At 42.8% G+C, this 23,341-nt stretch carries 24 protein-coding genes; 22 read left to right on the forward strand and 2 right to left on the reverse strand.

Annotation, left to right across the window (positions count from 1 at the left end):
• Positions 1-44: 44 nt before the first annotated feature.
• The 13 genes from GMC92_RS09960 to GMC92_RS10020 all read left to right on the forward strand — a co-directional run bounded on the left by GMC92_RS09960 (position 45) and on the right by GMC92_RS10020 (position 10,531).
• Complete coding sequence (locus GMC92_RS09960; RefSeq protein WP_023919327.1) at positions 45-599, forward strand: SP0191 family lipoprotein; 555 nt, start codon at positions 45-47, stop codon at positions 597-599.
• A gap of 135 nt (positions 600-734) precedes the next feature.
• The gene (locus GMC92_RS09965; RefSeq protein ID WP_014712940.1) at positions 735-926 is read left to right on the forward strand and encodes a hypothetical protein; all 192 of its coding nucleotides are present in this window, start codon (positions 735-737) and stop codon (positions 924-926) included.
• Positions 923-1,120, forward strand: coding sequence for a hypothetical protein (locus tag GMC92_RS09970; RefSeq protein ID WP_049503950.1), 198 nt, complete (start codon positions 923-925; stop codon positions 1,118-1,120). Before GMC92_RS09965 ends, GMC92_RS09970 begins: the two co-directional genes overlap by 4 nt.
• Positions 1,107-2,024, forward strand: a complete 918-nt coding sequence (locus GMC92_RS09975) for an ABC transporter ATP-binding protein (protein ID WP_155200287.1) — start codon at positions 1,107-1,109, stop codon at positions 2,022-2,024. Before GMC92_RS09970 ends, GMC92_RS09975 begins: the two co-directional genes overlap by 14 nt.
• On the forward strand, positions 1,993-2,733 hold the full coding sequence (locus GMC92_RS09980; RefSeq protein WP_155200288.1) for an ABC transporter permease: 741 nt from the start codon (positions 1,993-1,995) through the stop codon (positions 2,731-2,733). Before GMC92_RS09975 ends, GMC92_RS09980 begins: the two co-directional genes overlap by 32 nt.
• Entirely contained in the window at positions 2,730-3,827 is a 1,098-nt protein-coding gene (locus tag GMC92_RS09985; protein WP_155200289.1) for a sensor histidine kinase, read from the forward strand. The genes GMC92_RS09980 and GMC92_RS09985 overlap by 4 nt, the downstream gene beginning before the upstream one ends.
• Before the next feature lies 1 nt (position 3,828).
• Complete coding sequence (locus tag GMC92_RS09990; RefSeq protein ID WP_155200290.1) at positions 3,829-4,428, forward strand: response regulator transcription factor; 600 nt, start codon at positions 3,829-3,831, stop codon at positions 4,426-4,428.
• Positions 4,429-4,615: 187 nt separating this feature from the next.
• Positions 4,616-6,316 carry an acetolactate synthase large subunit gene (locus GMC92_RS09995; RefSeq protein WP_003004603.1) on the forward strand — a complete coding sequence of 567 codons (1,701 nt, stop codon included), beginning with the start codon at positions 4,616-4,618 and terminating at the stop codon, positions 6,314-6,316.
• Positions 6,309-6,785 (forward strand): acetolactate synthase small subunit, encoded by a 477-nt coding sequence (ilvN, locus tag GMC92_RS10000; RefSeq protein ID WP_003010242.1) that lies wholly within the window; start codon positions 6,309-6,311, stop codon positions 6,783-6,785. The genes GMC92_RS09995 and ilvN overlap by 8 nt, the downstream gene beginning before the upstream one ends.
• A 68-nt stretch (positions 6,786-6,853) precedes the next feature.
• Positions 6,854-7,876 (forward strand): ketol-acid reductoisomerase, encoded by a 1,023-nt coding sequence (ilvC, locus tag GMC92_RS10005; RefSeq protein WP_003004157.1) that lies wholly within the window; start codon positions 6,854-6,856, stop codon positions 7,874-7,876.
• Positions 7,877-7,952: 76 nt separating this feature from the next.
• Entirely contained in the window at positions 7,953-9,203 is a 1,251-nt protein-coding gene (gene ilvA / locus GMC92_RS10010; protein WP_031576453.1) for a threonine ammonia-lyase IlvA, read from the forward strand.
• A gap of 110 nt (positions 9,204-9,313) precedes the next feature.
• Positions 9,314-10,207: an SPFH domain-containing protein gene (locus GMC92_RS10015; protein ID WP_155200291.1), complete on the forward strand. Its 894-nt coding sequence runs from the start codon at positions 9,314-9,316 to the stop codon at positions 10,205-10,207.
• A gap of 108 nt (positions 10,208-10,315) precedes the next feature.
• Positions 10,316-10,531 (forward strand): capsule biosynthesis transcriptional regulator, encoded by a 216-nt coding sequence (locus GMC92_RS10020; protein ID WP_003004771.1) that lies wholly within the window; start codon positions 10,316-10,318, stop codon positions 10,529-10,531.
• A 119-nt stretch (positions 10,532-10,650) separates the two neighbouring features.
• Here the strand turns inward: GMC92_RS10020 and GMC92_RS10025 are convergent, their stop codons facing one another.
• Both GMC92_RS10025 and GMC92_RS10030 read right to left on the reverse strand, forming a co-directional pair.
• The gene (locus tag GMC92_RS10025) at positions 10,651-11,391 is read right to left on the reverse strand and encodes an amino acid ABC transporter ATP-binding protein (RefSeq protein ID WP_049483536.1); all 741 of its coding nucleotides are present in this window, start codon (positions 11,389-11,391) and stop codon (positions 10,651-10,653) included.
• Positions 11,391-12,965 carry an ABC transporter substrate-binding protein/permease gene (locus GMC92_RS10030; RefSeq protein ID WP_155200292.1) on the reverse strand — a complete coding sequence of 525 codons (1,575 nt, stop codon included), beginning with the start codon at positions 12,963-12,965 and terminating at the stop codon, positions 11,391-11,393. The genes GMC92_RS10025 and GMC92_RS10030 overlap by 1 nt, the downstream gene beginning before the upstream one ends.
• Positions 12,966-13,082: 117 nt before the next feature.
• Here GMC92_RS10030 and GMC92_RS10035 point away from each other — a divergent pair, with 117 nt between their 5' ends.
• The 9 genes from GMC92_RS10035 (at position 13,083) to sufB (ending at position 23,298) form a co-directional block, all read left to right on the forward strand.
• A complete protein-coding gene (locus GMC92_RS10035; RefSeq protein WP_155200293.1) occupies positions 13,083-14,990 on the forward strand; it encodes a DUF2207 domain-containing protein in 1,908 nt (635 codons plus the stop codon).
• Between the two features lie 108 nt (positions 14,991-15,098).
• Positions 15,099-15,935, forward strand: a complete 837-nt coding sequence (locus GMC92_RS10040) for an undecaprenyl-diphosphate phosphatase (RefSeq protein WP_070674930.1) — start codon at positions 15,099-15,101, stop codon at positions 15,933-15,935.
• A 135-nt stretch (positions 15,936-16,070) separates the two neighbouring features.
• A complete protein-coding gene (gene mecA / locus GMC92_RS10045; RefSeq protein WP_049490468.1) occupies positions 16,071-16,808 on the forward strand; it encodes an adaptor protein MecA in 738 nt (245 codons plus the stop codon).
• Positions 16,805-17,962: a glycosyltransferase family 4 protein gene (locus GMC92_RS10050; protein ID WP_155173101.1), complete on the forward strand. Its 1,158-nt coding sequence runs from the start codon at positions 16,805-16,807 to the stop codon at positions 17,960-17,962. Before mecA ends, GMC92_RS10050 begins: the two co-directional genes overlap by 4 nt.
• 134 nt (positions 17,963-18,096) lie before the next feature.
• Positions 18,097-18,867: a Fe-S cluster assembly ATPase SufC gene (sufC, locus tag GMC92_RS10055; protein WP_061604642.1), complete on the forward strand. Its 771-nt coding sequence runs from the start codon at positions 18,097-18,099 to the stop codon at positions 18,865-18,867.
• A gap of 66 nt (positions 18,868-18,933) precedes the next feature.
• Complete coding sequence (sufD, locus tag GMC92_RS10060; protein ID WP_049485794.1) at positions 18,934-20,196, forward strand: Fe-S cluster assembly protein SufD; 1,263 nt, start codon at positions 18,934-18,936, stop codon at positions 20,194-20,196.
• Between the two features lie 9 nt (positions 20,197-20,205).
• Complete coding sequence (locus GMC92_RS10065) at positions 20,206-21,432, forward strand: cysteine desulfurase (protein WP_155200294.1); 1,227 nt, start codon at positions 20,206-20,208, stop codon at positions 21,430-21,432.
• Complete coding sequence (sufU, locus tag GMC92_RS10070; RefSeq protein ID WP_155200295.1) at positions 21,419-21,853, forward strand: Fe-S cluster assembly sulfur transfer protein SufU; 435 nt, start codon at positions 21,419-21,421, stop codon at positions 21,851-21,853. Before GMC92_RS10065 ends, sufU begins: the two co-directional genes overlap by 14 nt.
• Before the next feature lie 32 nt (positions 21,854-21,885).
• A complete protein-coding gene (gene sufB / locus GMC92_RS10075) occupies positions 21,886-23,298 on the forward strand; it encodes a Fe-S cluster assembly protein SufB (RefSeq protein ID WP_049503929.1) in 1,413 nt (470 codons plus the stop codon).
• Positions 23,299-23,341 lie beyond the last annotated feature (43 nt).

Here is a 23,341-nt window from a genome sequence, read left to right on the forward strand (position 1 = left end):
GATATGTTATACTGGTATCAGTATGTGAAAGGAGAGTTATAAAAATGAAGAAATTTTTTGTAACCCTTGGGCTAGCCATTTTGGTATTGACTGGTTGTTCGCAATCCCAAACGAAGAAAACTACAACCGCTAGCTCATCTAGCAGTTCCTCTGTTAAAAAAGAAGTAAAAAATGAAGAAAAAACCACAACCTTAGTAGGAGATATCAATGGAACAAAACACCGGGATATCATCAAGTCTAAGGGAGATAAGGTTGAAAACCTTCGCATCGAAGTGACGGCCGATCTGCCCCAACAACTTGGGACCATCGCAGCAGAAAAGTCACCTGAAGAGCTCACAGCAGCCATTCAAGCTTTGCTGGAGCAAAATGAAGACTATAAGAAGCTAAAAACTGTTCCCGGTTTTAGTTTGGAATACACAGTCACACCAGAGAAAAAATTGCTCTCAACCAGTGTGATTGACCTCAACCAAATTGACGCCAAGTCTCTTGAAGAAATTTCTTACTTCAAAGATGCTGGTCTCAATGATTTGAAAAACATGAAGGCAGATGCCTTGGTCAAGGCCTTGAAACTGCATGGCATGAAAGAAGAAGGTCAGTAAGAAGAATAGAAAAAGTCGAGTGAAGTCACTTGGCTTTTTTTAGTGACTTTTGTCATGTGAGCGAGTGACAAAATTATCTAGTGGCTGTTATTTTCTTTCGCTATAATATAGTCAGAAAGTAAGAGGTAAGGAAAAATGAAACAATGGTTCTATAAAGTGTTTACGTTAACAGTGGTGGGGATGGTCGTCTATTTGATCTTTTCAAAGGATGATAGTCTCTATTACCATTTTCCTTGGGAATTATTTGCTGGGATTGGCATCATGAGCTGGGCGGTTCAGGAAGGATTGAAAATGATCAAGGCTGTTAAAAAGGAGATGGAGCAATGAAAAAGAAGTTTGAATTTGGATTGGTAGCTGTTTTGTGTTTGCTCCTTTGGGCAACTGAGATGATGACGGGCTGGTTTTCTGCCCATTTTCCTAGCTGGTTTTTCCAAACAGTTTGGGGAGTGACCTTGGTCGTCTTTGTCATCATTCCAGCTGGTCAAATCTGGTTGAAAGGAGAGTCTCATGAGTGTCATTAGAGTAGAGAACTTGAACAAAAGTATCAAAGGAAAGGTGATCCTAGAAGATCTTTCTTTCACAGTGGAGAGAGGGGATTGTCTGGCCTTGATTGGACCAAACGGAGCTGGGAAAACAACCTTGATGAACTGTCTGCTGGGAGATATGAAGGCGACTTCTGGAACTATTGAAGTAGAGGGAAAAGCTCCTGGTCATCCTCAGTTAAAGGCTAGTGTCTCTTATCTCCCTCAAGAGAATGCCATCGTGCAAAAGCTAACCGTGCAGGAACTGATCAGTTTCTTTCGCTCCATTTATCCCAACCCTTTAACGGTCAATGACATCGATGATTTATTGCGTTTTACTCCAGAACAAAAGAAGCAATTAGCCAGTAAGCTGTCTGGTGGGCAAAAGCGTCTTTTATCCTTTGTGTTGACCTTGATTGGTCGTCCCAGTCTTCTGTTTCTGGATGAGCCAACGTCTGCCATGGATACGTCCACTCGCCAACGCTTTTGGGAGATCGTCGGGCATTTAAAGGAAGAGGGTGTGACCATTGTCTATTCTTCCCATTACATCGAGGAAGTAGAGCACACGGCTGATCGAATTTTGGTCTTGCATCAGGGGCATTTGCTTCGGGATACGACACCACTCGCTATGAGAAGCGAAGAGGTAGAAAAACATTTTACCCTGCCTTTGCGCTACCAAGCTCTAGTGGCAGAGATGGAAGGCGTTGGTGAAGTGGTCATTAAACCCGATGCTCTTCAGGTTGTGACACGGGACGCCAATCGTTTGTGGATTCGATTGCAAGAAGAAGGATGTTCGATCCAAGAAATCGAAGTAACCAATCGAAGTTTATTGGATTCTATTTTTGAAAATACAAAGGAAGTAGGTAGAGAAGATGAAACGCATGAAAGCTCTCGGCGTGGTTGAGTGGCATTTGACCAGTCGCCAAGCCATTTATTACTTGTTATCAATTGGGATGCCTACGGCCTTTTATCTCTTCTTTTCAGGGATGTACCAGGACACGCCAGGGGCCCCCGCTCACTTTATGAGGGATTATCTCCTCTCCATGACGGCTTTTTCCATGATGTCTACGGCTATCTTTTCTTTTCCAACCGTTCTTGAAACCGATCGACTCAATAATTGGCAAAAAGTCTTGCGCCATACCCCCGTATCTATGGTAGAATATTATCTAATAAAGGTTGTGGGTCTATTTGTCGATTTTCTCCTATCGATTGGAGTTGTCTTTACCGTGGGCCATGTGGTGCGGCATGTGAATATGTCCTTGCAGGATTGGGTCTTAGTAGCCTTCCTTCTCATCTTAGGAAGTCTAGCTTTTGTAGCGATCGGTCTGGTCTTGACCCTGCTTCCTTCTAGTCAATTGATGTCTGTTGTGGGGAATCTCCTTTATATGGGACTGGCTGTTATGGGTGGACTATGGATGCCCATTAGCCTATTTCCAGAATGGATGCAAGCCATTGGCAAATGCTTACCAACCTATCAATTGATGGAACTGATCAAGATCTTTTTAAACAAGGGGCAGGTCAATGTCTTTGCGAGTGTCTATTTAACCTTGTTTACCCTGGTCTTGTTTGCCCTTGTTATCGTCTATCGTCGTCATTCTGAGGTTCGTTCATGATTGAAAAACTCAAGCGTATCCATTATATGTTTTACGCTAGCCTAGTCTTTATGGGATTCCCATTTATCTCTATTTTATTGGGTGAGGTTCCCTACTGGCACTTCTTTTTAGCCCTCTTGTTTATTGCTTCCTATCTAGGAATCTTGATTACTGAAAACAAGAAGCTGATCTGGATTTGTTGGCTGTACCTCCTAGCCTATGTAGCAGGAAATACTCTTTTTATTAACGCCAACTATTTTTGGTTTTATTTCTTCATCAGTAACCTGTTAGTCTATCACTTTGAGATTAGCGATTTTCGCTCTCCTTATCTTTGGACAGTTTTTCTATCGCAATTCCTACTTTTTGGAGTTATCTTTTTCAAACAGAATGCGATGGAGTATGAATGGGTATTTTTAATCATCATTTTCTTCTTTACCCATGCCATGACTTACGGCATGGTTCGGATTCGGATGATGGAAGAGTTGAAAGCTGACCATGCCAAGCAAAATGCCCAGATCAATCTCTTGCTGGCAGAAAACGAGCGCCATCGGATTGGCCGTGATCTGCATGACAGTCTGGGACACACCTTTGCCATGCTCAGTGTCAAGGCAGACCTAGCTGATCAATTCTTAGCATTGGGTCAGGTTGAGAAGGCGCAGGAGCAGGTGCAAGAGATTCAAGCCATCAGTCAAGAGTCCATGCACCAAGTCCGAGAGATTGTCGAGAACTTAAAGCAGCGAACCCTGGCAAGAGAGTTGGAAACCGTCAAGCAAATGCTGGAAGTGGCTCAAATCAAAGTGGAGATTCAAAACGAGCTTGATACTGCTAGCATCTCGCCGATCCTAGAATCTGCTCTGGCTATGGTATCTCTGGAATTAGCTACCAATATGATCAAACATGCCAAAGCGACGCAAGCTCTTCTCTCTTATCGCTCCACCGAGACAGGTGTGGAAATGGTCGCAGAAGATAATGGCATCGGCTTTGCCACAGTCTCCGATAAAGACCTGCACTCGATTCGCGAACGGATTACCTTGTTGGGAGGAGAGCTGGAGATCAGTCATCAACACAAGCCGACCCGGATAGAAATACGGATCCCTTATCAAGAAAGGAAATAAGATGCGCTTATTAGTTGCTGAAGACCAAAGTATGTTGCGCGATGCGCTCTGCCAGCTCTTGCTCCTACAAGAGGATGTGGAAGATGTCTTGCAGGCTGGCGATGGGCAAGAGGCTATTCATTTACTCGAAACACATCCAGTCGATATTGCGATTTTAGATATCGAAATGCCCATAAAAACAGGGTTAGAAGTGTTGGAGTGGGCTAAACGTCAACAACCCCAGATCAAGGTCGTCATCGTTACCACCTTTAAGCGGCCGGGCTATTTCGAGCGGGCTCTCAAGGCTGGAGTCGATGCCTATGTCTTAAAAGAACGCCGCATTACGGATTTGATGGCCACTCTGCATACCGTTTTAGCAGGGCAAAAAGAATATTCGCCTGAATTAATGGAAGGGATTTTGACCCATCCCAATCCTCTAAGCCCTCAAGAAAAGGCAGTTTTAAAAGAAGTCGCAAAAGGGGCTTCTAACCAAGAAATTGCTGATCGTTTATTCCTCTCAAACGGGACCATCCGCAATTATATGTCAGCCATTCTGACCAAGTTGGATGCGGAAAACCGGACCGAGGCAGCAAAGATCGCTCAAGAAAAGGGTTGGTTATAAGGAAGAAAAGTTTCTAGGAGTTCCTAGAGACTTTTTTCTGATAGACCTAGCATTTTTAGAACAACTCTCATTCTTCGGATTTGGATAGAAAATTCAGAAAATTTACTATTTTTCCTTGAAATATTTTCTAAAAATGGTATGATAGTAGCATGCTAATTTGATATACAAAGTACTGGAAAGGAGAGACATGGAGAAAATTACCTTAGAAACTGCAAAAACCGGTTCAGAGCTCGTTCTTGAAACCCTGCGTGATTTGGGCATTGACACTATTTTTGGTTATCCTGGTGGAGCAGTTTTGCCTTTATACGATGCCATCTATAGCTTTGAGGGTATCCAGCATATCTTGGGTCGTCATGAACAAGGATGCTTGCATGAGGCTGAAGGCTACGCCAAATCAACTGGAAAGCTGGGTGTCGCAGTCGTCACTAGTGGACCGGGGGCTACCAATGCCATTACAGGGATTGCAGATGCCATGAGCGATAGCGTTCCCCTATTAGTCTTCACTGGTCAAGTCAATCGTGCTGGGATCGGGAAAGACGCCTTTCAAGAAGCGGATATCGTGGGAATTACCATGCCCATTACCAAGTACAACTATCAAGTACGTGAGACGGCAGATATTCCGCGAATTATCACAGAAGCTGTCCATATTGCGACGACTGGACGCCCTGGTCCGGTGGTAATTGACCTTCCAAAGGATGTGTCTGCTTTAGAGACAGATTTTATCTATGAACCAAGTGTGAAGCTTCCAAGCTACCAGCCTACCATTGAACCCAATGAATTGCAGATCAAAAAGATTTTGAAGCAATTGAGTAAGGCTAAAAAACCAGTTCTTCTTGCTGGTGGTGGGGTGAGTTACGCTGGAGCTGCAAAAGAGTTGATTGCTCTAGCAGAGCGCTATCAGATTCCAGTAGTGACCAGTCTGTTAGGTCAAGGAACGATTGCGACCAGTCATCCTCTTTTCCTAGGGATGGGAGGAATGCACGGATCCTTCGCGGCCAATATCGCTATGACAGAGACAGATTTCATGATCAGTGTTGGTTGTCGATTTGATGACCGTTTGACAGGGAATCCAAAGACTTTCGCTAAAAATGCTAAGGTTGCCCATATCGACATTGATCCTGCAGAGATTGGGAAGATCATTGCTGTCGACATTCCTGTTGTTGGCGATGCAAAGAAAGCCTTGCAACAGTTGCTAGCAGAGCCAACGGTTCATAACAACACAGAAAAATGGATTGAAAAGGTGACCCAAGATAAGAACCGGGTTCGTTCATACGACAAGAAAGAACGGGTTGTGCAACCACAAGCTGTGATCGAACGCATCGGAGAGTTGACCAAGGGGGACGCTATTGTCGTCACAGACGTTGGACAACACCAAATGTGGGCAGCTCAATACTATCCTTACCAAAATGAGCGCCAATTGGTAACATCTGGTGGTCTAGGAACGATGGGATTCGGTGTTCCTGCAGCTATCGGAGCGAAAATTGCCAATCCAGATAAAGAAGTTGTTCTCTTTGTCGGAGATGGTGGTTTCCAAATGACCAATCAAGAATTGGCAATCTTAAATATTTATAAGGTTCCGATCAAGGTCGTTATGCTCAACAACCACTCGCTTGGAATGGTCCGTCAATGGCAAGAAGCCTTCTATGATGGTCGGACGTCAGAGTCAGTCTTTGATAGCCTTCCAGATTTCCAATTGATGGCGCAAGCTTACGGGATCAAGAATTATAAATTTGATAATCCTGAAACTCTTGAGAAGGATTTGGAAGTCATCACAGAAGATGTACCAATGTTCATCGAAGTAGACATTTCTCGGAAAGAGCATGTCTTGCCGATGGTACCAGCTGGTAAGAGTAATCATGAGATGTTGGGGGTGAAGTTTAATGCGTAGAATGTTAACAGCCAAACTTCAAAACCGCTCAGGTGTTCTGAACCGCTTTACTGGAGTCTTGTCGAGACGTCAAGTCAATATCGAAAGCATCTCTGTTGGCGCAACAGAAAACCCTAATGTATCGCGGATTACCATTATCATTGATGTTGCTTCGCATGATGAAGTAGAGCAAATCATCAAACAGCTCAACCGCCAAGTGGATGTGATCCGTGTCCGGGATATCACTGATAAACCACACTTGGAGCGCGAAGTGATCCTGGTGAAAGTTTCTGCACCTGCTGAGAAGCGAGCAGAAATCTTGGCCATTATTCAACCTTTCCGTGCGACCGTGGTCGATGTAGCCCCAAGCTCTATCACCGTTCAAATGACGGGAAATGCAGAAAAGAGCGAAGCCCTCATTCGTGTTATTCGACCTTATGGGATTAAAAACATCGCCCGCACCGGTGCAACCGGATTTACTCGAGATTAATTCTCACCTTAACATTGTTAACCCCGCCTTAAAAAGGCAAATAATATAATAGAAAAGAGATTTTACTTATGGCAGTTCAAATGGAATACGAAAAAGACGTTAAAGTACCAGCACTTGATGGTAAAAAAATCGCCGTTATCGGTTATGGTTCACAAGGTCATGCACACGCACAAAACTTGCGTGATTCAGGTCATGATGTCATCATCGGTGTGCGTCCTGGTAAATCATTCGATAAAGCAAAAGAAGATGGATTTGAAGCTTACCCAGTTGCAGAAGCAACTAAATTGGCTGATATCATCATGATCTTGGCACCAGACGAAATCCAAAAAGATATCTACAAAGATGAAATCGCTCCAAACTTGAGCGCTGGTAAAGCTCTTGGTTTTGCCCATGGTTTCAATATCCACTTTGGTTACATCAAAGCTCCTGAAGACGTAGATGTCTTCATGGTGGCACCAAAAGGACCAGGTCACTTGGTACGTCGTACTTACACTGAAGGATTTGGTGTACCAGCACTTTACGCTGTCTACCAAGATGCTACTGGTAACGCGAAAGACATCGCAATGGACTGGGCAAAAGGTGTTGGTTCAGCACGTGTTGGTCTTCTTTCAACAACCTTCAAAGAAGAAACAGAAGAAGATTTGTTTGGTGAACAAGCCGTTCTTATGGGTGGTTTGACAAGCTTGATCGAAGCTGGATTTGAAGTTTTGACAGAAGCTGGTTATGCACCTGAATTGGCTTACTTCGAAGTCCTTCACGAAATGAAATTGATCGTTGACTTGATCTACGAAGGTGGCTTCAAGAAAATGCGTCAATCATGTTCAAATACTGCAGAATTTGGTGATTTCGTAACTGGTCCACGTGTTATCGGTCCAGAAGTAAAAGAAAACATGAAAGCTGCCCTTGCTGATATCCAATCAGGTAAATTTGCGCGTGAATTCGTTGAAGACCACGATGCTGGTTTCCCACGTTTGAAAGCCTTCCGCAAACAAGCTGAAGAACTTGAAATTGAAAAAGTTGGTGCTGAATTGCGTAAAGCAATGCCATTCGTTGGTCAAAACGACGATGACGCCTTCAAAATCTACAACTAATTGTCTGTAGAAGACTAAGCAAGTTGGGACACCCTAGCTTGCTTTTTTGATCAATACACAGCAACAGAGGTAAGAAATGATAACAGCAAAAGATGTGGCCAAGGCCCATAAAATATTAAGTGGAGTCGTTGTCAATACGCCCCTTGAATACGACCACTATTTATCTGAAAAATATGGGGCAAAGATTTATTTGAAAAAAGAAAACGCCCAACGTGTTCGTTCGTTCAAGATTCGTGGAGCGTATTTTGCAATTTCTCAACTCTCAAAAGAAGAGCGTGAGCGTGGGGTAGTGTGTGCTTCTGCGGGAAACCATGCGCAAGGAGTTGCTTATACTTGTAATGAAATGAAGATTCCAGCAACCATCTTCATGCCGATCACAACACCTCAACAAAAGATCGGCCAAGTCCGATTCTTTGGTGGGGACTATGTAACGATTAAGTTGGTCGGGGATACCTTTGACGCGTCAGCTAAGGCAGCTCAAGAATTTACTCTTGCAGAAAAACGGACCTTTATTGACCCGTTTGATGATCCACACGTACAGGCTGGCCAAGGAACAGTGGCCTATGAAATTCTTGAGGAAGCTCGAAAAGAATCGATTTCCTTTGATGCTGTCCTTGTTCCTGTAGGTGGAGGAGGCCTCATTTCAGGTGTTTCTACTTACATCAAAGAAACGGATCCTCGGATTGAGGTCATTGGGGTAGAGGCTGAAGGAGCGCGCTCCATGAAGGCTGCTTTTGAAGCAGGTGGTCCCGTCAAATTACCAGAAATTGATAAGTTTGCAGACGGGATTGCTGTGCAAAAGGTAGGACAATCGACTTATGAAGTGACCCGCCAGCATGTGGAAACTCTTGTTGGGGTCGATGAAGGCTTGATTTCAGAGACCTTGATTGATCTTTATTCTAAGCAAGGGATCGTAGCCGAACCAGCGGGAGCAGCTAGTGTAGCATCCCTTGAAATCTTGCGCGAATACATCAAGGGGAAAACCATTTGTTGTATTATTTCAGGTGGGAACAATGACATTAACCGTATGCCTGAGATGGAAGAACGGGCCTTGATCTACGATGGAGTAAAACACTACTTTATCGTCAACTTCCCACAACGTCCAGGGGCCCTTCGCGAATTTGTAAATGATATCTTAGGACCAAATGATGATATCACACGTTTTGAATACATCAAGCGTGCTAGTAAGGGGACTGGCCCTGTCTTGATTGGGGTTACTTTGGCCAATAAGCATGACTATGCAGGTTTGGTCAATCGTATTGAGCGTTTTGATCCGTCTTTCATTAACTTGAACGGAAATGAAACTCTCTATAATATGCTGGTCTGAGTATCATGCAGAAATAATCGACAATTTAAGCAATATATTTTTATGGAATATATTGCTTTTTTATGAAGACTTGTGATATGATATGCGTAAATTAAAAGGAGGAACTTTTTATGCCTGTATTTTTTATCTTTATTTTATTCTTGCTAATGGTTGCAGGATTCATTGTGATCAGCTCACTATATGTGGTCAAGCAACAATCTGTTGCCATCATCGAGCGTTTTGGTCGCTATCAAAAAATTAGCGATAGTGGTATTCATATGCGAGCGCCTTTTGGCATCGATAAAATTGCCGCACGAGTTCAATTGCGCGTCTTGCAGAGTGAGATCGTGGTTGAAACAAAAACTCAGGATAACGTGTTCGTTACCATGAATGTGGCGACGCAATACCAAGTGAATGAAAGCAACGTAAAGGATGCCTACTACAAACTTATGCGTCCAGAATCACAGATTAAATCATACATTGAAGATGCTCTTCGTTCTTCTGTGCCTAAGTTGACCTTGGATGAATTATTTGAGAAAAAAGATGAAATCGCTCTTGAAGTTCAAAAACAAGTGGCAGAAGAAATGTCAACTTATGGATATATTATTGTTAAAACCTTGATCACCAAAGTTGAGCCAGATGCCGAAGTGAAACAATCCATGAACGAGATCAATGCAGCGCAAAGAAAACGCGTGGCGGCTCAGGAATTGGCAGAAGCAGATAAGATCAAGATCGTGACTGCTGCCGAAGCTGAGGCGGAAAAAGACCGTTTGCACGGGGTTGGTATTGCCGAGCAACGGAAGGCCATTGTCGATGGATTGGCAGACTCTATTAAAGAGTTAAAAGGTGCGAATGTAGACTTGACCGAAGAACAAATCATGTCTATTCTCTTAACCAACCAGTACTTGGATACCCTAAATAATTTTGCAGATAAAGAAGGGAATAATACGATTTTCCTACCAGCTAACCCAGATGGGGTCGAAAACATTCGTACACAAATATTATCAGCCCTGAAAGCAAAGTAAACTATTTCTCATTTTTTAAAAAAGGTTCGTATTTTCAGCGATTTTAGTTGACAAAATGTGCAAAACAATTTATATTAGTATTGGAAATAATAATATAGGAGAAAGATCATGGCTAAATCGAACTTTGAAAAAGTAGAATCAGTTGTTGGATGGGTACGCGATAAGAAAATTACGGGATATCGTATCAGTAAAGAAACAAATGCCCGTGAAATGTCTATCATTGCCTTGGCTCAAGGACGTGCAAAAGTGAAGAACATCTCGTTTGAAACTGCACTCGGATTGATTGATTTTTATGACAAAAATCATCAAAAATTTGAAGATTAATTTGTTGTTCCAATTGAAAACCAGAGAGGCTTCCTCTCTGGTTTTTTCTATGCCTTAAAAGAAGAGGAGGTACAAAAAACAGCTTGCTTCCATACTGGTAAGCAAACTGTTTCAAGAGGTTAGTGTAAGAAGCGTTGAAGGAATTCCTTGGTCCGTTCTTCTTTGGGATTACTAAAGATTTCTTTTGGATCTCCCTGCTCAGCAATGACCCCCTTGTCCATGAAGATGACACGGCTAGAGACATCGCGGGCAAATTCCATTTCGTGGGTTACGACGATCATGGTCAAACCTTCTTTAGCGAGGTCCTGCATGATTTTCAAAACTTCCCCAACCATTTCAGGGTCCAGGGCGGAAGTTGGTTCATCAAAGAGGATGGCATCAGGATCCATGGAAAGGGCACGCGCGATAGCAACCCGTTGTTTTTGGCCTCCTGAAAGTTGTTTCGGACGAGCAGCCCAATATTGAGATCCCATACCGACTTTTTCAAGGTTTTCTTTGGCAACTTTTTCTGCGGTTTCACGATCACGCTTGAGGACGGTCGTTTGTGCAACGATCGTATTTTCTAAGACATTTAAATTTTCAAAGAGATTAAAGCTTTGGAACACCATTCCCAATTTCTCGCGGTAGTGGGTAAGATCATACTCAGGATCAAGAACATTTTGCCCACGATAGAGAATCTCTCCATCAGTAGGAGTCTCTAGAAGATTGATGGAACGAAGAAAGGTTGATTTTCCGCTACCTGAGCTCCCGATGATGGAGATCACCTCTCCTTTTTCAACCGTGAGCGAAATATCTTTCAAAACCTCATTTTGACCATAAGATTTTTTTAAATGTTGAATTTCAAGAATTTTTTCTGACATTATTTCACCTCATTGACTTGCATTTGATTTGCACCTGTAGTATAAGTATCAGAATCTAAGCGACGTTCGATGTAGCGAAGGATTCGTGTGATAGTAAAGGTGAGAACGAAGTAAATCACAGCAATGATAGTAAAGGTTGGGAAGTATTTGAAATTCTGTGTTGCAACTGTATTTCCTGTGAAGTAAAGTTCAACTACAGAGATAACGTTCAAGACAGAGGTGTCTTTAATGTTAATGACGAATTCATTCCCTGTTGCTGGCAAGATATTGCGGACAACTTGTGGAAGTACGACCTTGCGCATGGTTTGTCCATGGGTCATTCCCAGGGCTGTAGCTGCTTCAAATTGTCCCTTATCAACGGCATAGATCCCACCACGAACAATTTCACTCATGTAGGCACCCGTATTGATAGATACGATGACAATGGCAGCGAGGGTCCGATCGATTGAAATCCCAAAGGCTTGAGCTGTTCCGTAGTAAATAACCATAGATTGTACAATCATAGGTGTCCCACGGAAGATTTCAATATAGACGTTCAAGAACAAACCAAAGGCAGTTTGGCATCCAGCAAGAACTTTATTTTTTGCTTTCGGAGCTGTCCGGTAAACGCCAATCAACAACCCGATGATTAATCCAGCAATTGTCCCAGTCATGGAAATCAAAAGGGTCATTCCGGTTCCGCGTAAGAACTGTGGGCTACTTTCTTTTAAGATGTTCACAACTTGATCAAAGAACGATTCTTTACTCTCAGTAGTATCGGTTGAAACAGGTTGCTTTGTCACCATGTCATCCATTAGTTTGACTTGCTCTTTAGTAGAAATGTTTGCTAAAGCAGCATTAATTTGGTCAATCCGGCTATCACCTTTCTTCATCCCGATAGCGATCGTAGCATCCTCTTTCCCAACTTTAAAACCATTTTTAAATTGAATCATTTTAAAATTTGAATTGGCAGATTCAGCTGTCAATGCTTCTGGACGTTCTGAGACATAGGCATCGATGACACCAGATTCTAAAGCTTGGCGCATTTGGGCAAAGTCTCCCATAGCAGTTACTTTCTTAGAACCTTTTAGTTGTGAAATAAGATTATATAGGTAGACACCTTGTTGAGAGGTGACCTTTGCATCTTTAAAGTCATCTAAGGTAGTAGCATTTGCATATTTTCCATCTTTGCGAACGAGCATAACTGGCTCACTGGTATAGTAGCTGTTAGAGAAAGCTATTTCTTTTTTTCGTTCTGCGGTAGGACTCATCCCTGCAATAATCATGTCAATTTTTCCAGATGACAGAGCTGGGATTAGTCCATTCCAAGATGTTTTGACAATAAGTGGTTTTTTCCCAAGTTTCTCTGCTACCTTTTTGGCGATTTGAACATCATATCCATTGGCATATTGATTAGTACCATCAATTTTAACAGCACCATTTGAATCGTCTTTTTGAGTCCAGTTAAAAGGCGCATAGGCAGCCTCCATACCAATGCGCAGATAACCTTCTTCTTTTACAGAGTGAGTGATCGCCAGAAAAATTAACAAAACAGTTACTATTCCGACAAAGACTCCAATGATTGTTTTTTTCATTTTTTCTCCTCTTCCTTATTTTAACTCTTCCTATTGTACGGTAAAATAGGTTGCATTTCAAGCATGCTCCTCTTTTTATTTAAAAAATGCTATAATAATACAAAGGAGCGTGATCAAATGAAAAAGTATTTGTATGTTTTTTTCGCCTTTCTGGCCTGCCTTTTTGTCAGTCAGAACGTCCATGCATCCAGCCCCTCTTATGATGTATTGTACTATGGTGGAACCTTGACCTTGGACACCTGGGACGACGCCACCTATGAGGAGGAGTTGGTCTATTATTTCAAAGATTCCTACAGAGGGCAGTATGTTAGTCTAGGAACGGCGGGGAATATGCCACAAGGCTTTGCAATTGAGATGCCGCCAAAGGTTGAGGTGGAAGGCCGTGATCTTCAAAGAGAACCCGAGATTACGAATCTAGGTGATGGCTACCGAGTGAAAATTTATAACAGTGGTGTGGCGACAGATACAGTCAAAATTAAAGTCACATGGAAATTAAAAAATCTTCTTTATTCACACAAGGATATCTTGCAGTTGAACTGGAAACCAATTACTGATGGTGATCAGAAGGTGGATGAAGTTCAATTTCGTGTCATTCCTAAGTTCGCACCAGCCAATGCCCAATCGGAACTGTATATCCATACAGCCTTTATGGGACCAGATGTGACTGTAAAAAAAGAAGATGGAATCTATTCTGCTACTTTCTATAACCTAGGCAAAGGAAAGGCTGTGGAGTTGTATGGTTACTGGTTGAAGTCAGACCTAACTACTTTGTATGATTCTGGTCGAAATACAGGATTGACCAAATTGGATGAATTTCACAAGAACCAAGCTAAAATTGAACAGGAAAAATACTGGACACGCATGTTTTGGAACTGGATCTTGCCAGCCTTCATTATTGCACTCTGGCTTCTTTCTCTCTTGGGCCGCAATCGGTTCAAAAAAATGATTTGGCCTGGTGTGACCTATCCGACCGATACTCGTCTTTACGAGATTCCACAGGACATTGCACCTCTGATTATGAGTTCGGTTGTTTATTCAGCTGAATTAGACGAGGCCTCCCCGACCAATAAAGAGAAGGCAACTCCGCCGGTATTTACATTTGAAAAAATGCTTCAAGCTACTTTGCTGGATTTGATGGATCGTGGAGTGATTGTCTACGAGCAACAAGGAAATGAAGTGGTTTTGACCAGGGATTCTCATGGACATGTGGATGATTTTGAACGGTCCTTTATGAATATGGCTTTTGGGGATCAAGTTTCCTGTCCTGTTAACCGTCTCTTTGAAAATTATAAATTTAGTGATGATGTATACAAACATGCCAAAAAAGCAGATCAAGATGCGATTCGTTCACTAGGAAGTTGGGCTCAGGGCCGCTTTGATACGGCTGTCAACCAAGTGGCCCGAGATGTTCGTCGCAAGGTGGAAGATCTCCATTTGCCAAGCTACTATCGCCCTTTAGAAGCAAAAGAAGAAGCGCAAGCTAGACGAAGTCTCTTCTTTGGTTGGGCTGCTTGGTTTATCGCTCTTGGAGCAGAAATCTTTGCTATCTTTGGGATGGGTTGGTTCTCTGTTCCTTGTTTGATAGGGATCCTCATACTTTGGTTTATGCCAGTGCGCTTCAATGGTGTCTTTAAAGCCTGCCTACGAGATGGGGTTGTCAATCTTGCGGGTGCTGAGCAACGCTATTACTGGGATAGTTTTGGTCGGATGTTGAAAGAGATTGCCCACCTCAACGATGCAGAGTTGCAGTCTCTGGTCCTATGGAATCGCTTATTGGTCTATGCGGCCTTGTATGGTGTAGCTGATCAGGTCACAAAGGTCATGAAGCTTCGGAATATTCATTTAGAAAATCAAGCCTTAAACGCCTTCGTTTATACTCCGTTCTATCATGATGTGACCCACTCAAGTCATGCCATGTCTACTTATGGATCGACAGCATCGACAGCTAGTCATTTCACAGTTTCCTCTGGTAGTGGAGGAGGTTTCTCTGGCGGAGGAGGCGGAGGAGGCTTTGGTGCCTTCTAAGTAGCACTAAGAATGGTCTTGGTCGCTCTTTCCCTTCTAGTTTAGAAGGCCTGGTCCAGTCCATAGATTTATGATATAATAGAGCAAATGTAAGTTTAGGAGAAAAAGATGTTTCTGATCGAATTAATCAAGGCGGTTCTTTTTGGGATTGTCGAGGGGATTACAGAATGGCTACCTATCTCAAGTACAGGTCACTTGATTCTGTTACAGGATTTTGTGCAGTTTAAAAATCAAGATCCAGCCTTTATGGAGATGTTCAATGTCGTGATCCAATTGGGAGCGATCCTAGCGGTTGTGGTGATTTATTTCGATAAATTGTATCCCTTCAAACCTGGGAAATCTCCACTAGAAGTACGTCGGACCTGGCAATTATGGGCAAAAGTTGCGGTTGCAACGCTCCCTCTTGTCTTTGTTTTTAAATTGGATGATTGGTTTGAGGCGCATTTCCACAATTCGATTTCCGTTGCGATTATGTTGATCACCTACGGGATTGCCTTTATCTATCTGGAAAGACGGGAACAAGTTGAGCCAGCAGTAACGGAATTGCATAAGCTACCTTATCGAACAGCTCTTTATATTGGACTCTTCCAAGTTTTATCGCTATTTCCAGGAACAAGCCGTTCAGGTGCTACGATTGTAGGGGGCTTGATCAATGGTGTTAGCCGTCCAGTGGTGACAGAGTTTACCTTTTATCTGGGTATCCCAGCTATGTTTGGGGCCAGCCTCTTAAAGGTTGGGAAATTCGCTCTTAGCGGGCATTCACTTGCACTAGGGCAACTCTTTATTCTACTGGTAGCGATGGGAGTGGCCTTTGTGGTCAGCATGTATGCCATCCGCTTCTTGACAGATTATGTGAAAAATCATGATTTCACCGTCTTTGGGAAATACCGGATTGTTCTTGGTTCCATCTTGCTATTGTATGGACTCTTCCGTATTATTTTCTAAGAGAACGGTTGAACTTGATCAAATTGTTTTCTGAGGTTGGAGACTTTTGTCCCGACCTCTTTTCGATGCATCCTTTTTTTGAATTCTATCCAATTTTTTAGTATAATAGTAAGACTAGAAGTATGAGGTTATGCTATGAAGATGAAGCAAATTAGTGATTCAACAATTAAGATCACGATCCAACTAGAAGACTTAGAAGAACGTGGGATGGAAATTGCTGACTTCCTTGTCCCACAAGAAAAAACAGAAGAATTTTTCTACGCCATTTTGGATGAACTCGAAATGCCAGAAAGCTTCCTGGATAGCGGGATGCTGAGTTTTCGTGTGACGCCAAAACCAGATAAATTGGATGTTTTTGTTACCAAATCAAAAATTGACCAACAATTGGATTTTGAGGATTTGTCAGATCTTCCTGATATGGAAGAGTTGTCGCGCATGACGCCAGATGAATTTATCAAAACCTTGGAAAAAACGATTTCTGATAAGACAAAAGGGGATGCAGAAGCTATTCACCATTTGGAACAAGAAGAGTTGCGGGACAATCAAGAACAAGATCCGACACTTGAAGCGCCAGTAAGTCAGTATATTTATTACATTTTGCGTTTTTCAAATATCCAGCAAGCAGTTGCCTTTTCAAAAACGGTCAGCTTTCCAGTGGATACCTCTGAATTATACAAAATGGGATCTGATTATTATTTAACTGTCTTGATCGATACAGAGGATCAACCAAATCAATATCCAACCTGGTTACTTGCCATCATTCGGGAGTATGCGGATGATTCAGAAGTGACACGGGCCGTTCTGCAGGAACATGGTCACTTACTAATGGTGTCTGGTGCGATTGAGAATTTGAAGAAAGTTGCTAGCTTATGATGTCCTTTTCCTTGCAATTTGTTCTGGTGCTGATTGGAACTTTTATGATTGCCTTGGTATTGACGCCCTTGGTTCGCCTATTCTCCTTTAAGATTGATGCCGTAGATTATCCGAATGCGCGTCGGATCAATACCAAGCCCATGCCAAGCGCGGGTGGACTGTCTATTGTGATTGCTTTTTCAATTGCGACTCTTGTGTTTATTCCTATGCTGACATCCACTACCGCACCAATCAAAAGTTACCTATCCTATACCTTGCCGGTCGTGGGCGCAGGATGGATTATCGCTCTCACAGGCTTGATCGATGATGTAAAAGAATTGTCTGCCAAGAAAAAGATGATCGGTATCCTGCTGGCAGCGAGTCTGGTCTGGTTTTTGACAGATTTTCGTCTAAATGATTTTAAGATTCCATTCGGTGGGCCCTTACTTCATTTTGAACCATGGCTATCGTATCTTTTGACAGTGATTTGGATTGTTGCCATTACCAATGCGGTCAATCTGATTGATGGATTAGATGGCTTGGTGAGTGGGGTCTCTATTATTTCCCTAGTAACAATGGGGATTGTGTCCTATTTCTTTCTACCAGTACCCAATCTCTTTCTGACCATGACGATCTTTGTCTTGGTTGCGTCCATCGCAGGTTTCTTTCCCTTTAACTACCATCCAGCCATTCTCTATCTGGGAGACACCGGTGCCTTGTTTATCGGATTCATGATTTCTGTCTTGTCCTTGCAAGGTTTGAAAAATGCAACGGCAGTTGCGGTAGTCACCCCAATGATTATCCTCGGAGTACCGATTACAGATACCTTTTTAGCGATTATCCGTCGGACTCTTTCTGGTCAAAAATTTTATAAACCGGATCGCAATCACTTGCACCACCGACTTCTTTCTCTGGGCTTGACACATCGGGGAACTGTATTGGTGATCTATGGAATTTCGATGATTTTCTCCTTGATTTCTCTCTTGCTCAACATCTCGAGTCGCATTGGGGGTGTCCTACTTGTGATCGGGCTCTTGTTTGGAGTAGAGTTGTTAGCAGAATTGATTGGGGTTCTGGGGCCACATCACAGTCCTTTGTTAAATCTTCTGCGCTATATAGGGAATTCTTCCTACCGGGAGGAAGTTCGTCAAAAACGAAAAGAAAAAACTAAATAAGAATAGTTCTAATCAAAAGAAAAGCCATTTAGGCTTTTTTTTGATATACTTGAAAGGTAAAAAAATACTTTGTGATGAAGGAATCGATGCTTTGAGAACCTTCTAGACTTCAAAGTAAAAAGAAAGGGAATGCAATGTCGACATTAGAAATTAAAGACCTTCACGTTGAAATTGAAGGCAAAGAAATTTTAAAAGGTGTAAACCTGACCCTAAAAACTGGTGAGATCGCAGCCATCATGGGACCAAACGGAACAGGGAAATCTACTCTGTCAGCTGCCATTATGGGAAACCCAAATTATGAAGTAACCAAAGGGGAGATTCTGTTTGATGGTGTCAACATCTTAGAATTGGAAGTAGACGAACGTGCACGGATGGGCTTGTTCCTTGCCATGCAATACCCTTCAGAAATCCCAGGGATTACCAATGCAGAATTTTTACGTGCAGCCATGAATGCTAGTAAAGAAGAGGACGAGAAGATCTCTATTCGTGATTTCATCAAAAAATTGGATGAAAAGATGGAATTGCTCAACATGAAAGAAGAAATGGCAGAACGCTATTTGAACGAAGGGTTCTCAGGTGGTGAGAAAAAACGGAATGAAATCCTTCAATTATTGATGTTGGAGCCAACATTTGCTCTTTTGGATGAAATTGATTCTGGTTTGGATATTGATGCTCTTAAGGTCGTATCTAAAGGGGTTAATGCGATGCGGGGTGAAGGTTTTGGAGCGATGATCATCACCCACTACCAACGTTTGTTGAACTATATTACTCCTGACGTCGTTCATGTGATGATGGAAGGTCGTGTTGTGCTTTCAGGTGGACCAGAATTGGCTGCACGCTTGGAACGTGAAGGCTATGCCCAACTCGCAGAAGAACTCGGTTACGACTATAAAGAAGAACTATAACCTGATGACAAGTGATCTAATGTTGTCATAAAATCAAACAGATAGTATCTTTATTAGGAGAAAAAAATGAGTATTGAAAATATTACCCTCTTTTCGGAACTGCATGCTGAGCCAAGCTGGCTGCAAGATTTACGAAAAAAAGCTTTTGACAAGATCGATCAGTTGGAATTGCCAGCCATTGAACGCGTCAAATTCCACCGCTGGAATCTTGGGGATGGGACGATCACAGAAAGTGAGGCTTCTGCCAATGTTCCCGATTTTACAGCCCTCGATTCAAACTTAAAATTGGTCCAAGTTGGAACTCAGACTGTTTTTGAACAGGTGCCACAAGCCTTGGCAGACCAAGGAGTCCTTTTTACAGATTTCCATTCTGCCCTAGAAGAAATTCCGCAGGTGGTAGAAGACTACTTTATGTCTTCGGTTAAATACGATGATGATAAACTAGCAGCATACCACACAGCTTATTTTAATAGTGGGGCTGTCCTCTATATTCCAGATAACGTCGAAATTTCAGAACCAATCGAAGGCATTTTCTACCAGGATAGCGACAGTGATGTACCTTTCAATAAACACATTTTGATTATTGCAGGCAAAAACAGCAAGTTCAGCTATTTGGAACGCCTAGAATCAAAAGGTGATGGCTCAGCAACAGCAACTGCTAATGTGACGGTTGAGGTGATTGCCCGCTCAGGTGCCCAAGTGAAATTTGCGGCGATTGACCGTCTGGGTGAAAATGTCACAGCCTACATCAGTCGACGTGGGAAACTAGGTCAGGATGCCAGCATTGATTGGGCTATCGGTGTTATGAACGAAGGTAACGTGGTTGCAGACTTTGACAGTGACTTGGTTGGAAACGGAAGTCATGCAGATTTGAAAGTCGTTGCTTTATCAAGCGGTCGTCAGGTTCAAGGAATTGACACCCGCGTGACCAACTTTGGTTGCAACTCGATCGGAAATATCTTGCAACACGGGGTTATTCTTGAAAAAGGAACCTTGACCTTCAACGGAATTGGTCATATTATCAAGGGGGCTAAAGGAGCTGATGCTCAGCAAGAAAGCCGTGTTTTGATGTTATCGGACCAAGCGCGTTCAGATGCCAACCCAATCCTCTTGATTGATGAAAATGACGTTACAGCAGGCCATGCTGCATCGATCGGTCAAGTGGACCCAGAAGATATGTATTACCTCATGAGTCGTGGTCTGGATCAACACACAGCAGAACGCTTAGTGGTGCGTGGTTTCTTGGGATCTGTTATTGTTGAAATCCCAGTTAAAGAAGTACGTGATGAAATGATTGCTACCATCGAAGAAAAGTTATCTCAACGCTAAGGAGAAACAATGCTAGATAAAAATACGATTGCTCAAGATTTTCCCATTCTCGATCAACTAGTTCACGATGAGCCTTTGGTTTATCTAGATAATGCAGCGACGACGCAAAAACCTAAACGTGTTCTTGAAGCAGTTAATCACTATTATTTGCAAGATAACGCCAATGTTCATCGTGGAGTCCATACTTTGGCTGAACGAGCGACAGCAGCCTATGAGGCAGCGCGTGAGAAAGTCAGAAAATTTATCAATGCTTCATCAACCAAGGAAGTGCTCTTTACAAGAGGGACAACGACCGGACTCAACTGGGTAGCCCGCTACGCAGAAGAAGTCCTAAAGGAAGGGGATGAGGTCCTGATTTCCATCATGGAACATCACTCCAATATCATTCCTTGGCAGCAAGCCTGCAAGAAGACGGGAGCAAAACTGGTCTATGTCTATCTAAAAGATGGCTTACTGGATATGCAGGACTTAAAGAGCAAGCTTAGTGAGAAGACAAAATTTGTCTCCATCACCCATGCTTCGAATGTCTTAGGGGTTGTCAATCCGATCAAGGAAATTGCTCGATTAGCTCATGAAGTTGGAGCGATCATGGTCGTAGATGGGGCTCAATCAACCCCTCATATGGCCATTGATGTACAAGACTTAGATGCGGATTTCTTTGCTTTTTCTGGCCACAAGATGGCTGCACCAACAGGGATTGGTGTCCTCTATGGGAAGGAAGAAATCTTAGAGAAAATGTCTCCGATCGAGTTTGGGGGCGAGATGATTGACTTTGTTTACGAACAATCTGCATCTTGGAAGGAATTGCCTTGGAAATTTGAAGCTGGAACACCTAATATGGCGGGCGCAATTGGTCTTGGTGCAGCAATCGATTACTTAGAAGAGCTGGGTATGGACCAGGTAGAAGCGCATGAGCAAGAACTGATTGCCTATGTGTTTCCAAAATTACAGGCTATCGAAGGCTTGACCATCTATGGTTCCAAAGACTTAGCCCAACGTTCTGGCGTCATTTCCTTTAATCTAGGAGATCTCCATCCGCACGACTTAGCAACAGCACTAGATTATGAAGGGATTGCTGTTCGTGCAGGTCACCACTGTGCACAACCGCTCCTTCAATACCTACAAGTCCCAGCGACAACGAGAGCAAGTTTTTATATCTACAACACCAAAGCGGACTGTGATAAATTAATTGAGGCATTGATCAAAGCAAAGGAGTTTTTCAATGGCACTTTCTAAATTAGATTCGCTGTACATGGCGGTCGTAGCTGACCATTCAAAACACCCCCATCACCAAGGGCAGATTGAAGATGTTGATCAGATCCAACTCAACAATCCAACTTGTGGAGATGTGATCCAGTTAAGTGTGAAATTTGATGAGAATGACAGGGTGGAAGATATTGCCTTTGTGAATTCAGGCTGTACGATCTCAACAGCTTCAGCTAGCATGATGACAGATGCTGTAATGGGAAAAACAATAGAGGAAGTCGAAGAATTGGCACAGGTCTTTTCAGAAATGGTCCAAGGGGAGTCAGATCCTCGCCAAGAGGAATTGGGAGACGCAGCCTTCTTATCTGGAGTCTCAAAATTCCCACAACGGATTAAATGTGCAACCCTCTCCTGGAATGCTCTCAAAAAAGCGATTGAACGTAGCAAATAGTTAAAAGAAGAAACAGAGAAAGAAAGGAAATTATGGCTGAAGAAAGAGTCGAACCGAAACCAATTGATCTCGGTGAATATAAATTTGGATTTCACGATGACGTTCAACCCATTCTCTCTACCGGGAAGGGATTGAATGAAGCAGTTATTCGTGAATTGTCTGCAGCAAAAAATGAACCAGAATGGATGCTCGAATTCCGTTTGAAATCTTTTGAAATCTTCAAAAAGATGCCCATGCAAACCTGGGGAGCCGATCTATCAGAGATTGACTTTGATGATTTGATCTATTATCAAAAACCTTCGGATAAACCTGCCCGTTCATGGGACGAAGTTCCAGAGAAAATCAAAGAAACCTTTGAGCGTATCGGAATTCCTGAAGCGGAACGTGCTTACCTAGCGGGGGCTTCTGCTCAGTATGAATCAGAAGTGGTTTACCACAATATGAAAGAAGAGTTTGAAAAGTTGGGGATTATCTTTACCGATACGGATTCTGCCCTAAAAGAATATCCAGACCTGTTCAAACAGTATTTTGCGAAGTTGGTACCGCCAACGGATAACAAATTGGCTGCCCTCAACTCAGCAGTCTGGTCCGGTGGAACCTTTATTTATGTACCAAAAGGCGTAAAAGTAGACGTCCCTCTTCAAACTTACTTCCGTATCAACAATGAAAATACAGGCCAGTTTGAGCGCACCTTGATTATTGTGGATGAGGGAGCGAGTGTCCACTATGTGGAAGGCTGTACAGCGCCGACCTACTCAAGCAATAGCCTCCATGCTGCGATTGTTGAGATCTTTGCCTTAGATGGTGCTTATATGCGTTACACGACCATCCAAAATTGGTCTGACAATGTCTACAACTTGGTCACCAAGCGGGCTAAAGCTCAAAAAGATGCCACAGTTGAGTGGATCGATGGGAACTTAGGAGCCAAGACAACCATGAAGTACCCATCTGTTTATCTGGATGGGGAAGGAGCGCGTGGGACCATGTTGTCCATTGCCTTTGCGAATGCAGGTCAACACCAAGATACAGGTGCCAAGATGATCCACAATGCCCCTCACACTAGCTCGTCTATCGTATCGAAGTCTATCGCAAAAGGTGGAGGAAAGGTAGACTACCGTGGACAAGTGACCTTCAACAAGAACTCTAAGAAATCAGTTTCTCACATTGAGTGCGATACCATTATCATGGATGATTTATCTGCATCAGACACGATTCCATTTAATGAAATCCACAACTCACAAGTTGCTTTGGAGCACGAAGCTAAGGTTTCAAAAATCTCAGAAGAACAACTGTATTATTTGATGAGTCGTGGTTTGTCTGAATCAGAAGCGACAGAAATGATTGTCATGGGATTTGTAGAGCCCTTTACAAAAGAACTTCCAATGGAATACGCCGTTGAGTTAAACCGACTCATTAGCTACGAAATGGAAGGATCTGTAGGATAATTCGTTTTAATAGCAAAATAAAATCACAATGGATTTGACTCCA

Source organism: Streptococcus parasanguinis (genome assembly GCF_009717775.1).
GTDB lineage: Bacteria > Bacillota > Bacilli > Lactobacillales > Streptococcaceae > Streptococcus > Streptococcus parasanguinis_AG.

Bases quoted from the DNA above. Each gene is read 5' to 3' on its own strand.
- GMC92_RS09960 (WP_023919327.1), top strand. From the start codon at position 45: ATGAAGAAATTTTTTGTAACCCTTGGGCTAGCCATTTTGGTATTGACT.
- GMC92_RS10025 (WP_049483536.1), bottom strand. From the start codon at position 11,391: ATGTCAGAAAAAATTCTTGAAATTCAACATTTAAAAAAATCTTATGGT.
- sufC (WP_061604642.1), top strand. From the start codon at position 18,097: ATGTCGACATTAGAAATTAAAGACCTTCACGTTGAAATTGAAGGCAAA.
- sufU (WP_155200295.1), top strand. From the start codon at position 21,419: ATGGCACTTTCTAAATTAGATTCGCTGTACATGGCGGTCGTAGCTGAC.
- GMC92_RS10035 (WP_155200293.1), top strand. From the start codon at position 13,083: ATGAAAAAGTATTTGTATGTTTTTTTCGCCTTTCTGGCCTGCCTTTTT.
- GMC92_RS10015 (WP_155200291.1), top strand. From the start codon at position 9,314: ATGCCTGTATTTTTTATCTTTATTTTATTCTTGCTAATGGTTGCAGGA.
- GMC92_RS09975 (WP_155200287.1), top strand. From the start codon at position 1,107: ATGAGTGTCATTAGAGTAGAGAACTTGAACAAAAGTATCAAAGGAAAG.
- mecA (WP_049490468.1), top strand. From the start codon at position 16,071: ATGAAGATGAAGCAAATTAGTGATTCAACAATTAAGATCACGATCCAA.
- GMC92_RS09980 (WP_155200288.1), top strand. From the start codon at position 1,993: ATGAAACGCATGAAAGCTCTCGGCGTGGTTGAGTGGCATTTGACCAGT.
- GMC92_RS09990 (WP_155200290.1), top strand. From the start codon at position 3,829: ATGCGCTTATTAGTTGCTGAAGACCAAAGTATGTTGCGCGATGCGCTC.
- GMC92_RS10040 (WP_070674930.1), top strand. From the start codon at position 15,099: ATGTTTCTGATCGAATTAATCAAGGCGGTTCTTTTTGGGATTGTCGAG.
- ilvA (WP_031576453.1), top strand. From the start codon at position 7,953: ATGATAACAGCAAAAGATGTGGCCAAGGCCCATAAAATATTAAGTGGA.
- GMC92_RS10020 (WP_003004771.1), top strand. From the start codon at position 10,316: ATGGCTAAATCGAACTTTGAAAAAGTAGAATCAGTTGTTGGATGGGTA.
- sufD (WP_049485794.1), top strand. From the start codon at position 18,934: ATGAGTATTGAAAATATTACCCTCTTTTCGGAACTGCATGCTGAGCCA.
- GMC92_RS10065 (WP_155200294.1), top strand. From the start codon at position 20,206: ATGCTAGATAAAAATACGATTGCTCAAGATTTTCCCATTCTCGATCAA.
- GMC92_RS09995 (WP_003004603.1), top strand. From the start codon at position 4,616: ATGGAGAAAATTACCTTAGAAACTGCAAAAACCGGTTCAGAGCTCGTT.
- ilvC (WP_003004157.1), top strand. From the start codon at position 6,854: ATGGCAGTTCAAATGGAATACGAAAAAGACGTTAAAGTACCAGCACTT.
- GMC92_RS10050 (WP_155173101.1), top strand. From the start codon at position 16,805: ATGATGTCCTTTTCCTTGCAATTTGTTCTGGTGCTGATTGGAACTTTT.
- GMC92_RS09985 (WP_155200289.1), top strand. From the start codon at position 2,730: ATGATTGAAAAACTCAAGCGTATCCATTATATGTTTTACGCTAGCCTA.
- GMC92_RS09970 (WP_049503950.1), top strand. From the start codon at position 923: ATGAAAAAGAAGTTTGAATTTGGATTGGTAGCTGTTTTGTGTTTGCTC.
- ilvN (WP_003010242.1), top strand. From the start codon at position 6,309: ATGCGTAGAATGTTAACAGCCAAACTTCAAAACCGCTCAGGTGTTCTG.
- GMC92_RS09965 (WP_014712940.1), top strand. From the start codon at position 735: ATGAAACAATGGTTCTATAAAGTGTTTACGTTAACAGTGGTGGGGATG.
- sufB (WP_049503929.1), top strand. From the start codon at position 21,886: ATGGCTGAAGAAAGAGTCGAACCGAAACCAATTGATCTCGGTGAATAT.
- GMC92_RS10030 (WP_155200292.1), bottom strand. From the start codon at position 12,965: ATGAAAAAAACAATCATTGGAGTCTTTGTCGGAATAGTAACTGTTTTG.